Origin of the sequence: Streptomyces sp. NPDC093018, from assembly GCF_040684035.1 — a bacterium.
Classification (GTDB): Bacteria; Actinomycetota; Actinomycetes; order Streptomycetales; family Streptomycetaceae; genus Streptomyces; species Streptomyces murinus.
This window is the reverse complement of sequence record NZ_JBFBFF010000009.1, coordinates 335,381-355,672: the sequence shown is the minus strand read 5'-3', so window position 1 is coordinate 355,672 and position 20,292 is coordinate 335,381. Positions and strand designations below refer to the sequence as shown.

Below are 20,292 nucleotides of genomic sequence, written 5' to 3'. Positions count from 1 at the left end.
ACCACCTGGCGCAGGTGCTCGGGGGTCGTACCGCAGCAGCCACCGACCAGCGAGAGGCCGTACTCACGGACGAACGTCTCCTGCGCGTCCGCCAGGCCCTCCGGGCCGAGCGGGAAGTAGGCCCCGTCCCCGGTCAGGACGGGCAGGCCGGCGTTGGGCATGCACAGCAGCGGGATGCGCGCGTTGCGGGCGAGATGGCGCAGGTGTTCGCCCATCTCGGCGGGCCCGGTCGAGCAGTTGAGGCCGATGAGGTCGATGCCCAGCGGCTCCAGCGCCGTCAGCGCGGCGCCGATCTCGGAACCGAGGAGCATGGTGCCGGTCGTCTCGAAGGCCATGGAGACGAACAGCGGTACGTTCAGGCCGAGTTGTCGCATGGCGTGCCGGGCGCCGATGACCGAGGCCTTCGTCTGGAGGAGGTCCTGGGTGGTCTCCACGAGCAACGCGTCCGCGCCGCCCTCGATCAGGCCCTCCGCGTTCGCCTGGAAGCCGTCGCGGAGCGTGCCGTAGCCGATATGGCCGAGGGTGGGCAGCTTGGTGCCGGGGCCCATGGAGCCCAGGACCCAGCGGGGGCGGCCGTCGCGGGCGGTGAATGCGTCGGCGGTCTCGCGGGCGATCCGGGCGCCGGACTCGGAGAGTTCGTGGACGCGGTCGGAGATGTCGTACTCGCCGAGGGCGGAGTGGTTGGCGCCGAAGGTGTTGGTCTCCACACAGTCCACGCCGACGGCGAAGTAGGCCTCATGGACCGAGCGGACGATGTCGGGGCGGGTGACATTGAGGATCTCGTTGCAGCCCTCCAGCTGCTGGAAGTCCTCCAGCGTCGGCCGCGCGTCCTGGAGCATCGTGCCCATCGCGCCGTCCGCCACCACCACCCGGGAGGCGAGCGCCGTGCGCAGGGCTTCGATCCGCGCGGCCGTCATGCCAGGCCCCGCAGCGGTGTCGCCAGCCGGTCCGCGCAGTCCGTGCCATAGGTGGAGCGCAGCCGTGCGAGCAGGGGGTCCCGGTACAGCCGGTACTCCTGGGTGCCGACGTGGTCCAGCACGGTGGCGGCCACCACGCAGCCCAGTCCGGCCGCGTGGCGCTCCGGCAGGTCCCACGCCGTACCCGCGAGGAAGCCCGCGCGGAAGGCGTCGCCGACGCCGGTCGGATCCACCGCGCCGGGGACCGGTACGGCGGGGACGGTGAGCTCGGGGTGGCCGTCGCGGCGGACGCGGACCCCCGCGGCGCCCTCGGTGGTGACCCAGCAGCCGACCCGGCGCAGCACCTGCGGCACGGTCAGGCCCGTACGCTCCAGGAGCAGCGCGGACTCGTACTCGTTGGTGAACAACCAGCGTGCGCCGTCCACGAGTTCGAGCACCTCCGCGCCGCTGAGGCGGGCCAGCTGCTGGGAGGGATCGGCGGCGAAGGGGATGCCGAGGTCCCGGCAGGCGCGGGTGTGCCGCAGCATCGCCTCGGGGTCGTCGGGCGAGACCATGACGAGCCCGAGGCCTCCGGTGCGCTCGGCGACCGCCCGTAGATCGATCCTGCGGGCCTCGGCCATCGCACCGGCGTAGAAGGTGGCGATCTGGTTCTGCGCGCGGTCCGTCGTACAGACGAAGCGTGCGGTGTGGTGGTCCTCGCTGACCAGCACGGAGTCGGTGTCGACCCCGTGCTGCTTCAGCCATACGCGGTAGGGCTCGAAGTCGGCGCCCACCGCGCCGACCAGGACCGGCCGCAGACCGAGCAGTCCGAGGCCGAACGAGATGTTCGCTGCCACGCCGCCACGCCGGATCTCCAGTTCGTCGGCGAGGAAGGACAGGGAGACGCGGTCCAGCCGGTCGGCCAGGAGCTGGTCGGTGAAGCACCCGGGGAAGGACATCAGATGGTCGGTGGCGATGGAGCCCGTGACAGCGATCCGCATCTCAGCCCTCCACGATCCCGCGCAGCGCGTCGGCCCGGTCCGTGGACTCCCAGGTGAACTCCGGGAGTTCGCGGCCGAAGTGGCCGTAGGCGGCGGTCCGCGCGTAGATCGGGCGCAGCAGGTCCAGATCGCGGACGATCGCGGCCGGACGCAGGTCGAAGACCTCGGTGATCGCGGCCTGGATGCGCTCGACGGGCGCGGATCCGGTGCCGAAGGTCTCCACGAACAGCCCGACCGGGTCCGCCTTGCCGATCGCGTAGGCGACCTGCACCTCGCAGCGGCGGGCGAGTTGGGCGGCGACCACGTTCTTCGCCACCCAGCGCATCGCGTACGCCGCGCTGCGGTCCACCTTGGAGGGGTCCTTGCCGGAGAACGCGCCGCCGCCGTGCCGGGCCATGCCGCCGTACGTGTCGATGATGATCTTGCGGCCGGTGAGGCCCGCGTCGCCCATCGGGCCGCCGATCTCGAAGCGTCCCGTGGGGTTCACCAGCAGCCGGTAGCCGTCGCTCTCCAGGCTCACCCCCTCCTCGGCGAGCGCCTTGAGCGTCGGCTTCACCACGAACTCCCGGATGTCCGGGGCCAGCAGGGACTCCAGGTTGATGTCGGCGGCGTGCTGGGAGGAGACGACGACGGTGTCCAGGCGTACCGGGCGGTCTCCGTCGTACTCGATGGTGACCTGTGTCTTGCCGTCCGGCCGCAGATAGGGGCAGGTGCCCTGCTTGCGGACCTCGGTGAGCCGGCCGGCCAGCCGGTGCGCGAGATGGATCGGCAGCGGCATCAGGGCGGGTGTGTCCTCGCAGGCGTAGCCGAACATCAGGCCCTGGTCGCCCGCGCCCTGCCGGGACAGCTCGTCGCTGTTGCCCTCCGCGCGGGCCTCGTAGGCGGAGTCCACGCCCTGCGCGATGTCCGGCGACTGGGAGCCGATCGACACGGAGACCCCGCAGGAGGCCCCGTCGAACCCCTTGGCGGAGGAGTCGTAGCCGATGTCGAGAATGGTGTCGCGCACCAGCTGGGCGATGGGGGCGTAGGCGCGGGTCGTGACCTCGCCCGCGATATGCACCTGGCCAGTGGTGATCAGGGTCTCGACGGCGACCCGGGAGGCCGGGTCCTCGGTCAGCAGCGCGTCCAGGACGGTGTCGCTGATCCGGTCGGCGATCTTGTCGGGGTGGCCCTCGGTGACGGATTCGGAGGTGAAGAGCCGCCGGCTCATCTCACTTCACCTCCGCGAGGAAGAACGCGGCCTCGATGGCGTCGAGGGTGCGGATGGAGTCGACGTCCAGGGTCTCCATCTCGATGGCGCGGCCGCTGTGCTGCTCCAGCAGGAACACGAACTCCACGAAGGACAGCGAGTCGATGAGCCGGTTCTCGATCAGGTCGAGGTCGCCCGGGATGTCGGCACGCTCGGGGTGGCGCTTGAGGATCCAGTCCTTCACCTGGTGCAGACCGTCGGTCATGGCTGTTTCTCCTAACGGGGAACGAATGGACGAGGAACGAATGGATGAGGGATGAATTGACGGGGCTCGAACTGATGAGATTCGAACTGGCGAGGTTCGAACCGGCGGGTTCGAGGAGGCGTGGGGGAGCGGGCGTCTCACGGCCGGTGCCGGGGACCGCCGAGGATGGGAGCGGCTACGGCCACCGCGTAGTCCACGTCGTGGCTGATGCTCACGGTGATGTCCTGGATGCCGGATTCCGCCGCCATCTCGGCGGCGGCGCGGCGCAGTTCGACCAGCGGCCAGCCGCCGTCCGCGCGGCGCACCACGATGTCGCGCCATGGCAGTATCCGGTTCCGGACGCGCAGGGTCTTGAACGCCGCTTCCTTGGCCGCGATCCGTCCGCACAGGCTGAGCGGGTCGAGGCCGCTGGACGTACGGCAGTCGTCGAGTTCGCCGGGGTTCAGCATCCGCTGGAAGAAGTCCTCGCCGTAGTCGTCGAGGAGCCGGCGGACGCGCTTGACGGACACGATGTCCATGCCGAGGTTCGCCCAGCCCGTACCGCCGCCCTCGGCGGTGGGGTGGGCCGGCACCTCACACCACCGGGCCGACCGGAGTGAGGCGGTCATGGGCCGCGTGCACGGCGTCGGTGGCGGCGGCCCAGCTGCCGTACCGCCGGGTGAGGGCCGACAGCCAGCGTTCGAGGCCGAAGGCGACACAGCTGGTGGCGGCGGGCTCGCCGGTGCCGGCGAGGGTGATGGAGCAGCGGTCGCCGAAGAAGTTGCGATGGGTGTTGACCGAGGCGATCGCCAGGTCCTCGAAGAGGAACTCGTGCTTGACCGGCGACAGGCGCTGGAGCAGGGCCTTGGAGCCGCCCTTGTCGAAGAAGGGGTCGCTGGCGGCCTCCCTGCGCAGCGGCAGGTCGAGGGCGCGGGCGAAGGCGGTGATGCGCTCGGTGAACTGCCGCAGGTGCGCGTCCGCGTGCTCACGGCTGCCGAGGGCCACGATCTCCCGCATGTGGAACCCGAGTTGGCGGCGCAGCCCCTCGTAGCGCTCCTCCTTGCGGAAGCACCAGCCGACCACGGTCACCAGGGTGTCGTGGGCGACCTCGCGGCCCTCGTGGTCGAGGTAGACGGCGTAGCAGGAGGCGGAGGGCAGCCCGAGTTCCGCGGGCTGGAGCGAGCTGCACGGGAAGCAGCCCGTCTCGGTGCAGTACTCGCCCCGGCGGTCGACGTCGATCGCGGTGGCGACGACGGCCTGGTGGGGGAAGTTCTCGTAGTAGTCGAGCCGCCGCAGGTCGGCGGCGGGCAGCAGCGGGGGCATGGTCATCGGGCGGGCCCCGGCGGTCACCCCCCATTTCTCGAAGGTGTCGTCGAGGAGGCGGAGCAGGGCGGTTCCCTCCGCTCCGAGGGAGGGCAGGCCCCGGTTCTCGGCCGGGGAACACGGGGGCGCTGTGGATATGGTGTCGGGCACGGTGGTGGACCACCTCTCGGTTCGCTGGACCGGCCGTCCCGTTCGTCGGCGGGACGCGCCTTGGGGGCTGACCCGCGCCGGATCAGAGGACCGGCAGGGTGTCGTCGGAGAAGATCCCGGTCTTGCGGAAGAAGGCGAGCGGCTTGCGGATCGCCCTGCGCTCCTGCTCGCGGCGGCGCTCGTCGGCGAGCAGCGCGTGGCGCAGACCGAGCGGGTCCGCGATGCCGGCGTCGCGGTAGACGTGCGGGTTGTAGAGGGAGTTGACGCTGAAGACGACGTAGCGCTTGAGGTAGTTCTCCACCTCGCGCAGCCGCTCCGGGCCGACCGCCTCGCGCATCCGCCGGAACAGCAGCGACACCAGTTCACGGCCGAAGGCGATGTGCCGGGACTCGTCCTGGTGGTGGATGCGGTTGACCTGGCGGATGGTGTCGCAGAGCGTCTCGTCCTGCGCCATCCGGGTGTTGAAGTGGTCGACCAGCTCCTCGAAGAACAGGATGCGGGCGAACACCAGGAAGTTCTCGACCGCGGGCTCCCAGGAGGAGTCGGCGCCCATGGTCATCGACGAGTAGATCTTGCCGCCGTAGCGCCGGCAGAACTCGGAGAAGAACCACATGTGTTCGTTCTCCTCGCCGATGAAGTGGTGGAAGAAGTCGGACGGCACCTCGAAGCCGGGCATGTGGATGCGGCCGACGACCTCGATGAGCAGTTCGCGGATGCCGTGCACGTTCAGGCTGTAGAAGTTGATGGACTCCCACTTGGACAGCCGCCGCAGGGTCTCCTCGTCCAACTCGTCGTGGTACGGGGTGCCGTGGACGGTGAGCAGGTCGGGGCTCATCCACATGCGGTTCTCGTCCAGCGCGTCGGGCCAGGCGAAGCGCTGGTACGGGTTGTAGTAGTCCTCGATGGACTTCTCACTGAGCCGTTCGAGGATCTCCAGGAAGCGATCGCTGATGGGCAGGGCCGTGGCGGCCATGGTTTCTCCGATCCGCTGCGCGTACGGTGCGTGAACTGGTCAGGGCCGGACCTCGTAGACGGCGTTCACCGGGGTCTCGGCCGCCCGCCGCCAGCGGGTGAAACCCGCCTCCTCGGCGATGGCGCGGAAGGCCCGTTCGCCGGAGTGGTTGCCGAGCGCGTGCGGACCGCGCTGCGCGAGCGCCACCGGCAGGCACATCACGGCGGACAGCGCCATGAACATGCGGGCCGCCGGGGTGTGCGTGTGGATGTCGGCGGGGGAGACGTTCGACTCCACCAGCATCCAGGTGCCGTCCGGATCGAGGGACTTGTGGACGTGCTGGGCCGCGGCCACCGGATCGCCCATGTCGTGCAGGCAGTTGAAGAAGGCCACCAGGTCGTAGCCGGTGCCCGGGTAGTCGTCGGCGGACGCGGTCTCGAAGACGACCCGGTCGCCGAGGCCCTCGTCGGCGGCGAGCTGCCGGGCGATGGCGATGGCCTCCTCCGAGTAGTCGAAGCCGTAGACCCGGGCCTCGGGGAAGGCGCGGGCGATCAGCCGGGTGGTGTGCCCGACGCCGCAGCCGACGTCCGCCGCGGTGCCGCCGTCGGCGAGTTTGTCGCTCACCTCGCGCAGCGCCGGGATCCAGTCGGTCAGCAGCCGGTGCTGGTAGGTGGGCTGGAAGAAGCTGCCCATGCCGGTGTCGAGCGCCGGGTCGTGCTCGGCCCAGCCGACGCCCTCGCCGCTGCGGTAGGCGTCCACAAGCAGGTCCTCGGTGGCGTAGAGCGCCTTGAGCGCGGTGAAGAACCCGGCGGCGTAGGTGGCCGCTTCGGGCTGCGCGAGCACCGAGGCATGTGCGGCGGGCAGTGTGTACTTGTCGGAGGAGGGGTGCCGCTCCACATAGCCCGCGCTGAGCTGGGCGTGCAGCCACTCCTCGGCGTAGCGCGGCGCGATGCCGGCGCGTGCGGAGAGTGCGCCCGGGGTGAGCGGGCCCTGTTCCGCGAGGACCCGGTAGAGGCCGAGGCGTTCGCCGAGGGAGACGGACAGTCCGCGCACAGCGGCCGCCGCGTCGTCGATGACACGCTGATGGAAGTCGCCCGTGGCGTCGGACGGTTGGGCCGGGCCGGTGTGCCCGGGGCCGGGCGGCTGCGTCATGAGGTGATCTCGTCTCGGGTCGCCGTGAACAGGAAGGAGCGGGGCACGCGGGGCGTCTCGCGCGGCGGCACCGGGTAGGGCCAGCGGCCGAAGTCGGCGCCCTGCTCGCCGGGTTGGCGCACCTCCTGGACGGTCCAGCCGCAGGAGCGCAGCAGCTGCTCCGGTTTCTCGGTGCCGAACAGCCAGGGGTTGCCGTCCTCTTCGAGCGCCTTCATGAAGGGCCGGGACAGCGGGTTGCGCAGCGCGGCCTCGCTGATGACGTCGCCGAGCAGCACGGAGGTGGGCGCGCTGTGCTGCCACAGCGTCGAGATCAGGGCCCGTACGGCGTCCTCCGGCAGGAAGAACAGCAGGCCCTCGACCACCCACAGGGTCGGCACCTCGGCCTGCCAGCCGGCCTCCTTGAGGGAGCCGACCCAGTCCTCCCTGAGGTCGACGGCGACGGTACGGCGGGTACGCCCCGCGGGTTCCGGCTCCCCGGTGAGCATCGCGGCCTTGGCCGCCAGCAGCGCGGGCCGGTCGAGTTCGTAGAGGGTGACGCCGTCGGGCCAGGTGAGCCGGTAGTAGCGGGTGTCCATGCCGGCCGCGAGGAACACGACCTGGCGCAGGCCCCGGTCACGCACCGCGCGCTCGATGGCGCGGTCGAGATAGGTGGTGCGGATGGCGAGGAACGGTACGGTGCCCGCGCCCGCGTAGCGGTCCAGCAGCTCGAAGCCGGTGGTGCCGGCGACGCTGCGGGCGTAGGGATCGGCGAACAGCCGGTCCTCGCGGTCGGTCTCCAGGGCCCGCGCGGCGGCGGTCCACTGGGCGGTGCGGGATACGGCCTCCATGGGAGGTCTCCCTTCGGGGCGGCGCTTGGTCAGCGCAGGCGGTGGATGTGCGGACGGCCGTGTTCAGCGCTGCCGGGCACAGCAGGCGACCGGGTCCTGGGCCGCGGACATGGACGAGGGGTTGGCGGCCGAGGAGTCGGCGGGACGCCGCCGGAAGATGCTGTGCAGGATCATGCTGAACACGACCGTCCCGTCGGTGGCCACCAGCTCGCAGCGGGGCTGGACGATGCCGGTGGCGGGATTGCCCAGCGCGGGGCGTGAGCCGAGGATCTCGACCCGTGCGGTGAGGACGTCGCCGGGGCGGACCGGCCGGCGGTAGCGGACCTCGTCGATGCCGGGCGAGCCCTCGCAGGCGCTGTAGGCGAGCAGACCGTCGACATAGCGCCGCATGAAGAGCGCCGAGGTGTGGAACCCGCTGGCGATCAGACCCCCGAAGGACGACTGCTTCGCCCGCTCGGGATCGATGTGGAAGGGCTGCGGGTCGAAGCGCCGCGCGAAGTCCAGCACCTCCTCCTCGGTGACGGTGACCGTGCCGAGCTCATGGACGTCACCGGTGCGGAAGTCCTCGAAGTAGCGCATGAAGCCCCCCTTTGGGCGGACGAGCCGGTTCTCTGGGCTTCACTCAATCTACGAATCGACCGTTTATTTTGTCAACCAAAATCTACGACTCGATCAAAGCTGCCTGGATGTCCGCCCAGAGGTCCTCCGGATGCTCGATGCCGACCGACATCCGTACGGTGCCCGCACCGATCCCGGCGGCCGCGAGCGCCGCGTCGTCCAGCTCCCGGTGCGAGGTGGACGCCGGGTGCGTCACCAGCGTCTCCACGCCGCCCAACGACAGCGCGAGGCGTGCCACTCGGACCCGCTCGATGAAGGCGCGCCCCGCCTCCCGGCCGCCGGTGAGGTCGAAGGAGACCATGCCGCCGCCCCCGTCGAGGAGCTTGCGGGCGCGGTCGTAGGAGGGATGGTCCGGGAGCCAGGGCCAGTGCACGGCGGCCACCCGCTCGTGGCCGGTGAGGCGCCGGGCCAGGAGTTCCGCGCCCGCGCAGTGCTGCCGTATGCGCAGCGGCAGGGTGGGCAGACCGCGCAGGGTCAGCCAGGCCGCGAACGGGTCGGCGCACGCGCCGAGTTCGACGGTCCTCGGCCACACCCGGTCCCGCAGCCCCGCGTCGGCGAAGACGGCCACCCCGCCCAGGACGTCGGAGTGTCCGGCCAGATACTTGGTCGTGGAGTGCACGACCACATCGGCGCCGTGCTCGATCGGGCGGCACAGCACCGGCGAGGCGAGGGAGTTGTCCACCATGGTGAGCACCCCGTGCCGGGCCGCCTCAGTCAACAAGCCTGCCAGGTCCGGCACTTGGCCGGTGGGGTTGGCGATGGTCTCCAGGTGCAGCAGGCGGGTCCGCGGGCGTACCAGCCGGGCGAACTCGGCCGGGTCGTCGCCGCTGATGTGGTCCACGTCGACGCCGTGGCGCTGGGCCAGATCGGTGAGGACGGAGTATGTGCCGCCGTACAGGCAGCGCCCGGCGATCACATGGTCGCCGGGCCGCAGCAGGGCCAGGAGCACGCCGCTGATCGCGCCCATTCCGGAGGCGAACGCGATCGCCGCGGCCCCGCCCTCCAGACCGGCCAGCGTCTGCTCCAGCGCCCGTACGGTGGGATTGCCGCGCCGGGAGTAGACGTACGCCCCGTCCGGTCCGCCCATGGCCTCGGCCAGTTCGGCGGCGGAGTCGAAGGCGAAGGCCGAGGACTGGACGATCGGCACGCTCAGTGGCCGGCCGCCTCTCGACAGGGGCTCGTGCCGCACCTGTACGGCGCGGGTCTGGATGTCCATGGGATGACTCCTTCCGTGCATGGGACAGGGCCGCCCGTTCCGGTTGCCCGGGGCCGGACGGCCCGTCGAAGGAATGCGTTGTCCACGGGGGCGGCGGGCCCGGCCGTCGCCGCCGTGCCGGTCCGCCGTGCGTGCTGCCCGTCAGACACCGGCCCGTTCGCCGGATGCCTCCTGCGCGGCGCCCGCCCGCGGAGCCGCCGCGTTCTCGCCCCGCATGGCGAGCAGCGTGACCAGACCGCCGACGGCGGCGATCGCCGCGGCCCAGATGAACGCCGCGCTGAAACCGTCGGTCAGGGCGGGCAGATCGCCCAGCTTGCCCGCGCCCTCGGAGGTGGCCACGGCGGTCAGCGCCGCGAGACCGAGGGCGGAACCCACCTGGTACGTGGTGTTGACGATGCCGGAGGCCAGACCCGCCTGCTCCTGCGGGGCGCCGGACATCGCGGCCATCATCGCGGGGATGTAGGCGAGCGACATGCCGAGGGCGGCGACCAGCGACGCGGGCAGGACGTCGACCACGAAGGTGCCCGTGGGCTGCACCTGGGCCAGCCACACCAGACCCGCCGCGAGGACCAGCAGACCGCCGCCGATCAACGGCTTGGCGCCGAACTTCGCGAGCAGCCGCGCCGTGATGGCCGTCATGAAGATCATCAGCAGCACGGTCATCGGGAGCAGCGCGGCGCCGGACGCGAACGCCCCGTAGCCCAGGACCTGCTGGAGGTACAGGTTGAGGAAGTACCACATCGGGATCCACGCGGCGCCGAGCAGCGCCATCGCCAGGTTCGCCGAACCCAGGCGCGGCACCCGCCAGATGCCGAGCGGCATCAGCGGCCCGCGCACCGTCTTCTGGATCACGAGGAACAGGGCGAGCAGCACGACCGCGCCGGCCAGTTCCAGCACCGTGCCCGTCGAGGACCAGCCGGTCTCGGGGGCGCGCACGACGGCGAACACCGCGAGCGCGAGACCGGCCGTCACGGAGACGGCGCCGAGCACGTCCACCCCGCCGCCGCGCCGGCCGCCGACGGCCGGGAGCAGCTTGGTGGCCGCGAGGGTGCCGAGGCCGATCGGGATGTAGATGATGAACACCCACGGCCAGCTCAGCCACTGGGTGAACACACCGCCCATGAAGACACCGGCGGTGCCGCCCGCAGGGGCCGCGGCACCGTAGAGCGCCATGGCTTTGCCCAACTCCTTGGGGTCGTGGGCGAAGAGCATCATGAGCAGCGTCATCGCCGAGGGCGCGATCAGCGCGCCGCCCACGCCCTGGACCGCGCGGCCGACGACCTCCACGGACGCGCTCTGCGCGGCGGCCGCCACGATCGAGCCGGCGACCAGCACCGTCCAGCCGGTGCTGAACACCTTGCGGGCGCCGAGCAGATCGGACAGCCGGCCGCCGAGCAGCAGCAGACCGCCGAAGGCGATGACGTACGCGTTGAAGACCCACTGCAACTCGCCCTGCGAGAAGCCGAGGTCCTTCTGCATCTCGGGAAGCGCCACCCCGATGATCGACGTGTCCATGATGACCATGAACTGGGCGGCGGCGAGCACGACCAGTGCCCACCAGCGCCGGGGATTGACCGCTGACATGACTCCACCCTTCTTCCCATATACCCCTGGGGGGTACCTTCGCGCTGCACCGTAGCATACCCATGGGGGGTATGTAAGAGGTCGCGAAAAGGCGAAGGCCCCTCCGTCCCCTGGGGGTTGGAGGGGTCTTCGCCCGGGAGTTGCCGCGCCCTGCCGGCGCGGAATCTCAGATCTGGCCGACGAGCTCGTAGCCCGCCTCGTCCACGGCGGCGCGGACGGCTTCCTGGTCGAGCGGGGCGGCGGAGGTCACCGTGACCTCGCCGGTGTCGGCGACGGCCGTGACCGCGGTGACGCCGTCCAGGGCGGAGACCTCCTTGGAGACGGCGGACTCGCAGTGGCCGCAGGTCATGCCGGAGACCTTGTACACGGTGGTGACGCCGCTGCCGTGGACCTGCACGTCGGTCGCCGCGCCGGTGCCGCAGGAGCCGCAGCAGGAGCCGGAGTTCGTCTGTTCGGTCATGGCCTCTTCCTCGGGTGTGAGCATGGTTCGGTCCGCGGAAGGGCGGTCACCCGGCCTCCCGACAACAGAACGATATACCCCCCAGGGGTACTTAGTCATCTGATCGTCATCTCGGGGGGTCGGCTGGACGTCGTACCCCTAGGGGGTATAGTGACGTGCCTGGAGCCTGTGACGTACGGGACGTGGTCCCGTCTCGCGTGGTCTCGTATCGAGTGGTCTCGTATCGCGCAGTCTCGGGCACGGCCTCGAAAAGGGGAGGGTGGCAGGTGACGTACCGGCGGACCGGTTCCCGCGGCGGCGCGGCGCGCCGGTCGTGGGCGTCCGTCCTGGCCCTGCTCGCCGCCTTCGCCGTCCTGGTCCACCACGACCTGGGCGCGGCCCCGGCCACCCCCGCGACCGCCATGAGCGCGATGCCCGGCATGGATCACACCGGACACCGTATGGCCGGGCAGGACATGGCCGCCGAGGCCCTGACCCCGGCCATGGACCATGACACCGGCGGCGCCTGCTCCGGCGCCGACATGCAGCACTGCACCTCGGGGGCCGTCGGCTCACCGCAGTGGCTCGACCCGCCGACCGTGCCGACGCACACCGTCCACGTGGCCCCGCCGCGGGGCGTCCTCGCCGGGCGCGGCCTGCCGGGCAACCCGCACCGCGCGCCGCCGGACCTCTCCCTCCTCTCCCGACTGCTGATCTAGGCCGCCCCCGCGCGGCCCGTTCCCCCGTACCCCGGGGGGCGATGCCGCGTGCGCGCAGGTCAACGGCATCGAGAGAAGAGGCATCACAGATGAACAGCATCAACCGTCGCTCCGCCCTGCTGGCCGGTCTCGCCGTCGCCGGGACGGGAGCGCTCGCCGCGTGCGGCGGCTCCGGGTCCACGCCGGCCCTGGTGAGCCCCGACAGCAAGGTGGTCGCGACCACCGAGAGGAAGCGCAAGGGCAGCGGCAAGGTACGCGAGGTGACCCTGACCGCCGCGCCCGCCGTGCTCGACCTCGGCGGCGCGGTGACGGCGAAGAGCTGGGCCTACGGCGGTCGCACCCCGGGCAAGGAGATCCGGCTCGCGGCCGGTGACACCCTCGCCGCCGAACTCTCCAACCAGCTCCCGGACCGGACCACGACGTCCGTCCACTGGCACGGCATCGCCTTGCGCGCCGACATGGACGGCGTGCCCCCGGCCACCCAGAACGCGGTGCGCGCCGGCCGCAACTTCACCTACCGCTTCCTCGCCGACACCCCCGGCACCTACTTCTTCCACCCCCACGTCGGCGTCCAGCTGGACCGGGGACTGCACGCCCCGCTGATCGTGGAGGACCCGAGGGAACCGCTGTCGTACGACGACGAATGGGTCGTCGTCCTGGACGACTGGGTCGACGGTGTCACCGGCACCCCCGACCAGGTCCTCGCCGAACTGCGCCAGGGCATGGGCGACATGGACATGGACGGCTCGGGGCACGGCGGTTCGGGGCACGGCTCCTCCGGCCATGACATGGGGGACATGGGCGGGATGGACATGGGCGACATGGACGGCATGGACATGAGCGGGGGCGACGCGGGCAAGGGGGGCGGCAAGACGTCGTCCGGCTCGATGAAGTTCATGCTCATGGGCGCGCGCAGCAGTCTGCTCGGCGGCGACGCCGGTGACGTCAAGTACCCGTACCACCTGGTCAACGGGCGGGTGCCGGCCGACCCCGACGTCTACACCGGCAAGCCCGGCAAGCGGGTGCGGCTGCGCGTCATCAACGCCGGCGGCGACACGGCGTACCGCGTCGCGCTCGGCGGCCACAAACTGACCATCACCCACACGGACGGCTTCCCGGTCGCCCATCAGCAGGTGGACGCGCTGCTGGTGGGCATGGGGGAGCGGTACGACGTCCTGGTCACGCTCGCCGACGGGGTCTTCCCGCTGGTCGCCCTCGCCGAGGGCAAGGACGCGAGCGGCCTGGCGCTGGTGCGCACCGGCTCCGGCACCGCGCCGAAGGCGACCGTCCGCCCGAAGGAGCTGGACGGCATGATCATGAACGCCGCCGGGCTGAAGGCCGCCGACGACGTCCGCCTGGACACGAGGAAGACCGACCGCGTCCACCGGATCGAACTCACCGGCGGCATGGCCGCGTACGACTGGGGCATCAACGGCAGGCGGTACGACATGAAGCACCCCACCGCCGACCCCGTCCTGGTCGAGCAGGGCCAGCGGGTCCGGCTGGACTTCGTCAACAAGACCGACATGTGGCACCCGATGCATCTGCACGGACACACGTACCAGCTGGGTACCGGCGGCCCGCGCAAGGACACCACCATCGTGCTGCCCGGACGCACGGAGTCCGTGTACTTCGACGCCGACAACCCCGGCCAGTGGATGCTGCACTGCCACAACGCCTACCACGGCGAGGCGGGGATGATGGCGCTGCTGGCGTACGAGGCCTGACAGCACGAGGGGGGTGGTGCGGGCCGCCCGGCCCGCACCACCCCCCTCCTGTGCGTCAGACGTTGCGCCGGTACTGGCCGCCCACCTCGAAGAACGCCTCGGTGATCTGCTGGAGGGTGCACACCCGCGCGGCGTCCATGAGCACCGAGAACACATTGTCGCCCGCGACCGCCGCTGCCTTCAGGGCGTTCAGCGCGGCGTGCGCGTCCTGCTGGTGCCGGGCCTGGAAGTCATGCACCCGCTCCAGCTGGGAGCGCTTCTCCTGCTCGGTGGCACGGGCCAGCTCGATGGCGCCCGGCTCGGCACCCTCCGTGTGCGGGTTGCGGAAGGTGTTGACGCCGATGATCGGCAGCGAACCGTCGTGCTTGCGCTGCTCGTAGAGCATCGACTCGTCCTGGATACGGCCGCGCTGGTAGCCGGTCTCCATCGCGCCGAGCACACCGCCGCGCTCGCTGATCCGCTCGAACTCCAGCAGCACCGCCTCCTCGACGAGGTCGGTCAGCTCGTCGATGATGAACGACCCCTGGAGCGGGTTCTCGTTCATCGCGAGGCCCCACTCGCGGTTGATGATCAGCTGGATGGCCAGCGCCCTGCGGACGGACTCCTCGGTCGGGGTGGTGACCGCCTCGTCATAGGCGTTGGTGTGCAGGCTGTTGCAGTTGTCGTAGATGGCGATGAGCGCCTGGAGCGTGGTGCGGATGTCGTTGAAGTCCATCTCCTGGGCGTGCAGGGAGCGGCCCGAGGTCTGGACGTGGTACTTGAGCTTCTGGGAACGCTCGTTGCCGCCGTACTTCCGCTTCATCGCGACCGCCCAGATCCGGCGGGCGACCCGGCCGAGCACCGAGTACTCGGGGTCCATGCCGTTGGAGAAGAAGAACGACAGGTTCGGCGCGAAGTCGTCCACGTCCATGCCGCGCGCCAGGTACGCCTCCACATAGGTGAAGCCGTTGGCCAGGGTGAACGCCAGCTGGCTGATCGGGTTCGCGCCCGCCTCGGCGATGTGGTAGCCGGAGATGGACACCGAGTAGAAGTTGCGGACCTTGTGCGCGATGAACCACTCCTGGATGTCGGCCATCATCCGCAGTGAGAACTCGGTCGAGAACAGACAGGTGTTCTGGCCCTGGTCCTCCTTGAGGATGTCGGCCTGCACCGTGCCCCGCACGCTCGCCAGCGCGTGGGCGCGCAGCTGCTCCGCCTCCTCGGCCGAGGGGTCGCGGTCCTCGGCGGCGCGGAACCGCTCGATCTGCTGGTCGATCGCGGTGTTGAGGAAGAACGCCAGCACGGTGGGCGCCGGGCCATTGATCGTCATCGAGACCGAGGTCGTCGGCGCGATCAGGTCGAAGCCGTCGTACAGCGCCTTCATGTCGTCCAGGTTCGCGACCGAGACGCCGGAGGTGCCGACCTTGCCGTAGACGTCGGGGCGCTCGCCCGGGTCGCGGCCGTAGAGGGTGACCGAGTCGAAGGCGGTGGACAGCCGGGTGGCGGGCTGGCCCTCCGAGAGCAGCTTGAAGCGCCGGTTGGTGCGGAACGGGTCGCCCTCACCGGCGAACATCCGCGCCGGGTCCTCGCCGTCCCGCTTGAAGGGGAACACCCCCGCGGTGAACGGGAAGTAGCCGGGCAGGTTCTCCCGCCGCCAGAACCGCACCAGCTCCCCGTGGTCGGTGAACCGGGGCAGCGCCACCCGGGGGACCTTGTTGCCCGACAGTGACTCGCGGGTCAGCTTGGTGCGGATCTCCCGGTCGCGGATCTTCACGACCTGCTCGTCACCGGAGTACGACGCCACCACGGCGGGCCAGTTCTCGATCTGCTCGCCGACCTCGTGCGGGAGCTGCCTGCGGGCGTCGGTGAGCAGCGCGTCCACATTGTCCGCGTCCGAACCGGCCGCCGCCAGCTCGCCCTTGACCAGGTCGAGGCGCTGGACGCGCCGGGCCGCCTCGGCGAGCACCTCGGTCTCGGCGTGGTACGCGCGGACCGACTCGGTGATCTCCGCGAGGTAGCGCACCCGGTCGGCGGGCACCACCTGGCGGATCCCGGAGGAGTGGCGCACGCCGACGGGCGCGAGGGTGCCCTCCTGGAGGTGCAGCCTCTTCTCGTCCAGGGCCGACTTCAGATGCTGGAAGAGCGCGGTGACCCCGTCGTCGTGGAAGGTCGCGGCCGAGGTGCCGTACACCGGCATGTCCTCGGGCCTCTTGTCGAACGCCTCGCGGTTGCGCACCAGTTGGCGGCTCACATCGCGCAGCGCGTCCTTGGCGCCGCGCCGCTCGAACTTGTTGACCGCGACCACGTCGGCGAAGTCGAGCATGTCGATCTTCTCCAGCTGGGACGCGGCGCCGAACTCCGGCGTCATCACGTACAGCGAGGTGTCGACGAACGGCACGATCGCCGCGTCGCCCTGGCCGATGCCCGGGGTCTCCACGACCACCAGGTCGTACCCGGCGGCCTTGACCACGTCGATCACATCGGTGAGGTGCTCGGGCAGCTCATGGCTGCCGCGGGTGGCCAGGCTGCGGAAGAACACCCGGTTGCCGTCGAGGGAGTTCATCCGGATCCGGTCGCCGAGCAGGGCGCCGCCGCCGCGCCGCCGGGTCGGGTCGACGGCGATCACCGCGATGCGCAGCTTGTCCTGCTGGTCCACGCGGAAGCGGCGCACCAGCTCGTCGGTCAGCGAGGACTTGCCGGAGCCGCCGGTGCCGGTGATGCCGAGCACCGGCACCACCCGGCCGGCCGCGGCGGCCCGCAGCCGGGCGAGGAACTCCGGCGGCAGCTTGCCGAGTTCGGCGCCCGTGATGGCCCGGGCGGTGGCGAACCGGTCGCCCGCGAGCACGGCGTCCGCGTCGGCGGGCTTGCCCTCCCACAGGTCGAAGTCACAGTCCCGTACGACGGAGTTGATCATCCCGGCGAGGCCCATCCGCTGGCCGTCCTCGGGCGAGAAGATGGTCACCCCGTGCGCCCGCAGCCGGGTGATCTCCTCGGGCACGATCACGCCGCCCCCGCCGCCGACCACCCGGATGTGCTCCGCGCCCCGCTCGCGCAGCGACTCGACCAGGTACTCGAAGTACTCGACATGGCCGCCCTGGTACGAGGAGACGGCCACGCCGTGCGCGTCCTCCTCCAGCGCCGCGTTCACGACCTCCTGCACCGACCGGTTGTGCCCGAGGTGGATCACTTCGGCGCCCTGGGACTGGAAGATCCGCCGCATGATGTTGATCGACGCGTCGTGCCCGTCGAACAGAGCGGATGCGGTGACCAGGCGTACGGGGTGCACGGGGGAGTGCAGTTCGCTCATCGGGGGCCTTCCGAGACAGGTCGAGGGGACGCTGATCAGATAAATACTAGGACGTCCTAGTAAAGCGCAGTAGTCGGTCCGGATGTGAGCAGCGGCACAGTCGGCGATGCGTCTTTGTGAATCCCGATCAGTGTGCGGGTGCGGCGCGCTGGATCCGGTCGCCCTGCTTCACCCGCCGTCAGTTCACCACTTTCGCCGCAAGTGAATCCCGAGTAGTCTCCGCTGGCGCATTCGGTCGCACGACGGCGCCGCCGCGGTTCTCGATCCCTCTGAGAAAGCTGATCATGAAGCGAACCCTTTTCGAAGCCGAGCACGAGGACTACCGCGAGAGCGTGCGGGCCTTCATCACCAAGCATGTGGTGCCGCACTACGCGGACTGGGACAAGGCGGGCATCGTGCCCCGTGAGCTGTTCACCGGGCTGGGCGAACTCGGCGCGCTCGGCATCGCCGTGCCCGAGGAGTTCGGCGGCGCGGGGATCAAGGACTTCCGCTACAACACGATCCTGCACGAGGAGGGCGCGCGGGTGGGCGCCATCCCGGCGATCCTCGGCCCGACCCTGCACGCGGACGTGGTCCTGCCCTACTTCCTCGACCAGACGAACGACGAGCAGAAGGCGCGCTGGCTGCCCGGCATCGCCTCCGGCGAGACGATCACGGCGGTCGCGATGACCGAGCCCGGCACCGGTTCCGACCTGTCCGGCATCCGCACCAAGGCCGTCCGCGACGGCGACCACTACGTCATCGACGGCGCGAAGACGTTCATCACCAACGGCATCAACGCGGATCTGGTCGTCGTCGCGGTGCGCACCGGCGAGCACCCGCACCGCGGGCTCAGCCTGATCGTCGTGGAGCGCGGCACCCCGGGCTTCGAGCGCGGCCGCAAGCTGGAGAAGGTCGGCCTGCACGCCCAGGACACCGCCGAGCTGGTCTTCACCGGCGCGAGGGTGCCGGCGGCCAACCTGCTCGGCGAGGAGGGCCAGGGCTTCTTCGCCCTGACGCGCAATCTCGCGCAGGAGCGGATGTCGGTCGCGATCGCCGGTCTGGCCCAGGCGGTGGCGGCCTTCGACTGGACCGTCGAGTACGTGCGCGAGCGCAAGGCGTTCGGCAAGCCGATCGGCTCCCTCCAGGTGATCCGGCACCGCCTCGCCGAGCTGGACACCGAGATCGAGATCGCCCAGCACTACCTCGACCGCTGCGTCCTCGCCCTGAACTCGGGCGAGTTGACGGTGGTCGACGCCGCCAAGGCCAAGTGGTGGTGCACCGAGCTGCAGGGCCGGGTCATGGACGCCTGCGTCCAGCTGCACGGCGGATACGGCTACATGCTGGAGTACCCGATCGCGCGCGCCTGGCAGGACAGTAGGGTGAGCCGGATCTACGCGGGCACGACCGAGATCATGAAGGAGATCATCGGCCGTTCGCTGGAACTCGGCTAGACCGCCGGTCCAGGAGGAGTCGGCTCGCTGTCTGGAGGTGCCGGTGAGGATCGAGGTCGGGACGGAGCCGGGGACGGGCGTGGAGCCGGTTGCGCCGAGTGGTACGGCGGCGACGGGGGCCGGCGTGGAGACGGTCGCCTCGCGCGGTAGGGCGGGGGCGGGGGCCGGTGTGAAGCCGGTTGTGCCGAGTGGTTCGGCGGCGGGGGCCGGTGTGGAGACGGTCGCCTCGGGCGGGACGGCGGTGGCGGGGGCTGGTGTGGAGATGGCGGCCCCGGGTGGTGCGGCGACGGCGGGATCCGGCGTCGGATCTGCTGCCCCGGGCGGTGCGGCCGCGGCGGGACCCGGTGCGGAGCCTCCCGCCCCGCTCGTGCGGGCGACGCGGCCGCGTAATCGCCGGGAGCTGATCATCGCCGCCGCGCGGGAGCTGTTCTCCCGGGACGGCTACGCCAACGCGGCGATGAGCGACATCGCGGCGGCCGTGGGCATCGGCCCCTCCGCCCTGTACCGGCACTTCGGCGGCAAGCAGGAGCTGCTGCACGCCGTCGTCACCGAGGCCCTCGACTCCTGTCTGGCCGGTCTGTACCCGGCCGGACCCGGCGAACTCGACGCCCTGGTACGGGACTTCGCCGCATCCGCGCTCGCCCGGCGCGAACTCGGTGTGCTCTGGCAGCGCGAGGCCCGGCATCTGCCCGCCGAGCAGCACGCGGAACTCACCCGGCGGCTGCACGCGGCCCGGCGCACCCTCGCCGGGCAGCTGACCGCCGCCCGTCCGGGGCTCGACCCCGCCCACACCGAGCTGCTCTCCTGGGGCACGCTCGGGGTGGCGGCGAGCCTCGCCTACCAGCGCGTGGAACTGACGTCGCCGGACCTCGTCGCGCGCCTGATGCACCGCGTCGCCACGTCGGCCCCGCCCGGACTCGGCGAGCCCCGGCTGGACGCGCCCCGGGGCACCCTGCGCCACCGCTCCCGCCGGGAGGCCCTGCTCGCCGCCGCGACCGAGCTGTTCGCCGAGCGCGGCTACGCCTCGGTCAGCCTGGAGGACACCGGCGCGGCCGTCGGGATCGCCGGGCAGAGCATCTACCACCACTTCGCCAGCAAGCACGACCTCCTCGCCACCGCCGTGCACCGGGGCGTCGAACGGCTGTGGGTCGACCTGGCCGAGGTGCTCGCCCCGGCACGGGACCACGCGGACGCGCTACGACACCTGGTGTGGCGCTACATCCGCATGGCGCTGGTCTCCGGGCACCTGGTGACCGTGATCGCCACCGAGGCCGAGCACCTCCAGGAGGCGGACCGGCTGCGCACCCGGCAGTTCCAGCGCGACTACATCGCCGAGTGGCTGCAACTGCTGCACGCGGTCCACCCGGCCATGACCTTGGCCGAGGCCCGCGTCCGGGTGCAGAGCGTCCTCACCGTCGTCAATGACGTGGCCCGCACCCCCCGGCTCGCCACCCGGCCGGGGATAGACCGGGCTCTGTACCAACTGGGCTGCGAACTTCTGGAGCTGGAGGCCGGTCCGCTGCCGGAATGACTCCC

18 protein-coding genes are annotated in these 20,292 nt (G+C 71.1%); 4 read left to right on the top strand and 14 right to left on the bottom strand.

The window, feature by feature from the left end; translation table 11 throughout:
* From AB0N90_RS22210 to AB0N90_RS22150, 13 genes are all read right to left on the bottom strand, one after another.
* The coding region (locus tag AB0N90_RS22210; RefSeq protein ID WP_365199115.1) for a homocysteine S-methyltransferase family protein at positions 1 to 917 on the bottom strand (917 nt) is incomplete at its 3' end.
* Positions 914 to 1,897, bottom strand: a complete 984-nt coding sequence (locus AB0N90_RS22205; protein WP_365199112.1) for a carbohydrate kinase family protein — start codon at positions 1,895 to 1,897, stop codon at positions 914 to 916. The genes AB0N90_RS22205 and AB0N90_RS22210, both read right to left, overlap by 4 nt.
* 1 nt (position 1,898) lies before the next feature.
* Positions 1,899 to 3,107 (bottom strand): methionine adenosyltransferase, encoded by a 1,209-nt coding sequence (gene metK / locus AB0N90_RS22200; RefSeq protein WP_361683494.1) that lies wholly within the window; start codon positions 3,105 to 3,107, stop codon positions 1,899 to 1,901.
* 1 nt (position 3,108) lies between these two features.
* Entirely contained in the window at positions 3,109 to 3,351 is a 243-nt protein-coding gene (locus tag AB0N90_RS22195; RefSeq protein WP_361683496.1) for an acyl carrier protein, read from the bottom strand.
* Positions 3,352 to 3,488: 137 nt separating this feature from the next.
* On the bottom strand, positions 3,489 to 3,923 hold the full coding sequence (gene acpS / locus AB0N90_RS22190) for a holo-ACP synthase (protein WP_361683498.1): 435 nt from the start codon (positions 3,921 to 3,923) through the stop codon (positions 3,489 to 3,491).
* Between the two features lies 1 nt (position 3,924).
* Positions 3,925 to 4,803 (bottom strand): hypothetical protein, encoded by an 879-nt coding sequence (locus AB0N90_RS22185; protein ID WP_365199107.1) that lies wholly within the window; start codon positions 4,801 to 4,803, stop codon positions 3,925 to 3,927.
* A gap of 82 nt (positions 4,804 to 4,885) precedes the next feature.
* Complete coding sequence (locus tag AB0N90_RS22180) at positions 4,886 to 5,776, bottom strand: diiron oxygenase (RefSeq protein WP_361683502.1); 891 nt, start codon at positions 5,774 to 5,776, stop codon at positions 4,886 to 4,888.
* Between the two features lie 39 nt (positions 5,777 to 5,815).
* Positions 5,816 to 6,907, bottom strand: a complete 1,092-nt coding sequence (locus AB0N90_RS22175) for a class I SAM-dependent methyltransferase (RefSeq protein ID WP_365199104.1) — start codon at positions 6,905 to 6,907, stop codon at positions 5,816 to 5,818.
* A complete protein-coding gene (locus tag AB0N90_RS22170) occupies positions 6,904 to 7,734 on the bottom strand; it encodes an SAM-dependent methyltransferase (RefSeq protein WP_365199101.1) in 831 nt (276 codons plus the stop codon). The genes AB0N90_RS22175 and AB0N90_RS22170 overlap by 4 nt, the downstream gene beginning before the upstream one ends.
* Before the next feature lie 63 nt (positions 7,735 to 7,797).
* Positions 7,798 to 8,313, bottom strand: a complete 516-nt coding sequence (locus AB0N90_RS22165) for a MaoC family dehydratase (RefSeq protein WP_361683507.1) — start codon at positions 8,311 to 8,313, stop codon at positions 7,798 to 7,800.
* A gap of 82 nt (positions 8,314 to 8,395) precedes the next feature.
* Positions 8,396 to 9,568 (bottom strand): aminotransferase class I/II-fold pyridoxal phosphate-dependent enzyme, encoded by a 1,173-nt coding sequence (locus AB0N90_RS22160; RefSeq protein WP_365199097.1) that lies wholly within the window; start codon positions 9,566 to 9,568, stop codon positions 8,396 to 8,398.
* A 141-nt stretch (positions 9,569 to 9,709) separates the two neighbouring features.
* Positions 9,710 to 11,152, bottom strand: a complete 1,443-nt coding sequence (locus tag AB0N90_RS22155; protein WP_365199094.1) for an MFS transporter — start codon at positions 11,150 to 11,152, stop codon at positions 9,710 to 9,712.
* Between the two features lie 166 nt (positions 11,153 to 11,318).
* On the bottom strand, positions 11,319 to 11,612 hold the full coding sequence (locus AB0N90_RS22150) for a heavy-metal-associated domain-containing protein (RefSeq protein ID WP_365199091.1): 294 nt from the start codon (positions 11,610 to 11,612) through the stop codon (positions 11,319 to 11,321).
* Positions 11,613 to 11,878: 266 nt separating this feature from the next.
* Between AB0N90_RS22150 and AB0N90_RS22145 the strand changes: the two genes are divergently transcribed.
* Both AB0N90_RS22145 and AB0N90_RS22140 read left to right on the top strand, forming a co-directional pair.
* Positions 11,879 to 12,310: a hypothetical protein gene (locus tag AB0N90_RS22145; protein ID WP_365199088.1), complete on the top strand. Its 432-nt coding sequence runs from the start codon at positions 11,879 to 11,881 to the stop codon at positions 12,308 to 12,310.
* Positions 12,311 to 12,399: 89 nt separating this feature from the next.
* Positions 12,400 to 14,037, top strand: a complete 1,638-nt coding sequence (locus AB0N90_RS22140; RefSeq protein ID WP_365199085.1) for a multicopper oxidase family protein — start codon at positions 12,400 to 12,402, stop codon at positions 14,035 to 14,037.
* A 55-nt stretch (positions 14,038 to 14,092) separates the two neighbouring features.
* Here the strand turns inward: AB0N90_RS22140 and icmF are convergent, their stop codons facing one another.
* A complete protein-coding gene (icmF, locus tag AB0N90_RS22135; RefSeq protein WP_365199082.1) occupies positions 14,093 to 17,323 on the bottom strand; it encodes a fused isobutyryl-CoA mutase/GTPase IcmF in 3,231 nt (1,076 codons plus the stop codon).
* 284 nt (positions 17,324 to 17,607) lie between these two features.
* Between icmF and AB0N90_RS22130 the strand changes: the two genes are divergently transcribed.
* Positions 17,608 to 18,756, top strand: a complete 1,149-nt coding sequence (locus AB0N90_RS22130) for an acyl-CoA dehydrogenase family protein (RefSeq protein ID WP_361683519.1) — start codon at positions 17,608 to 17,610, stop codon at positions 18,754 to 18,756.
* 367 nt (positions 18,757 to 19,123) lie between these two features.
* Positions 19,124 to 20,287, top strand: coding sequence for a helix-turn-helix domain-containing protein (locus AB0N90_RS22125; protein ID WP_365199079.1), 1,164 nt, complete (start codon positions 19,124 to 19,126; stop codon positions 20,285 to 20,287).
* Positions 20,288 to 20,292 lie beyond the last annotated feature (5 nt).

Excerpts from the sequence above, each read along its gene's own strand:
- AB0N90_RS22165 (WP_361683507.1), bottom strand. The coding sequence starts at position 8,313 with ATGCGCTACTTCGAGGACTTCCGCACCGGTGACGTCCATGAGCTCGGC.
- AB0N90_RS22140 (WP_365199085.1), top strand. The coding sequence starts at position 12,400 with ATGAACAGCATCAACCGTCGCTCCGCCCTGCTGGCCGGTCTCGCCGTC.
- AB0N90_RS22155 (WP_365199094.1), bottom strand. The coding sequence starts at position 11,152 with ATGTCAGCGGTCAATCCCCGGCGCTGGTGGGCACTGGTCGTGCTCGCC.
- AB0N90_RS22160 (WP_365199097.1), bottom strand. The coding sequence starts at position 9,568 with ATGGACATCCAGACCCGCGCCGTACAGGTGCGGCACGAGCCCCTGTCG.
- icmF (WP_365199082.1), bottom strand. The coding sequence starts at position 17,323 with ATGAGCGAACTGCACTCCCCCGTGCACCCCGTACGCCTGGTCACCGCA.
- AB0N90_RS22180 (WP_361683502.1), bottom strand. The coding sequence starts at position 5,776 with ATGGCCGCCACGGCCCTGCCCATCAGCGATCGCTTCCTGGAGATCCTC.
- AB0N90_RS22170 (WP_365199101.1), bottom strand. The coding sequence starts at position 7,734 with ATGGAGGCCGTATCCCGCACCGCCCAGTGGACCGCCGCCGCGCGGGCC.
- metK (WP_361683494.1), bottom strand. The coding sequence starts at position 3,107 with ATGAGCCGGCGGCTCTTCACCTCCGAATCCGTCACCGAGGGCCACCCC.
- AB0N90_RS22205 (WP_365199112.1), bottom strand. The coding sequence starts at position 1,897 with ATGCGGATCGCTGTCACGGGCTCCATCGCCACCGACCATCTGATGTCC.
- AB0N90_RS22130 (WP_361683519.1), top strand. The coding sequence starts at position 17,608 with ATGAAGCGAACCCTTTTCGAAGCCGAGCACGAGGACTACCGCGAGAGC.
- AB0N90_RS22195 (WP_361683496.1), bottom strand. The coding sequence starts at position 3,351 with ATGACCGACGGTCTGCACCAGGTGAAGGACTGGATCCTCAAGCGCCAC.
- AB0N90_RS22175 (WP_365199104.1), bottom strand. The coding sequence starts at position 6,907 with ATGACGCAGCCGCCCGGCCCCGGGCACACCGGCCCGGCCCAACCGTCC.
- AB0N90_RS22150 (WP_365199091.1), bottom strand. The coding sequence starts at position 11,612 with ATGACCGAACAGACGAACTCCGGCTCCTGCTGCGGCTCCTGCGGCACC.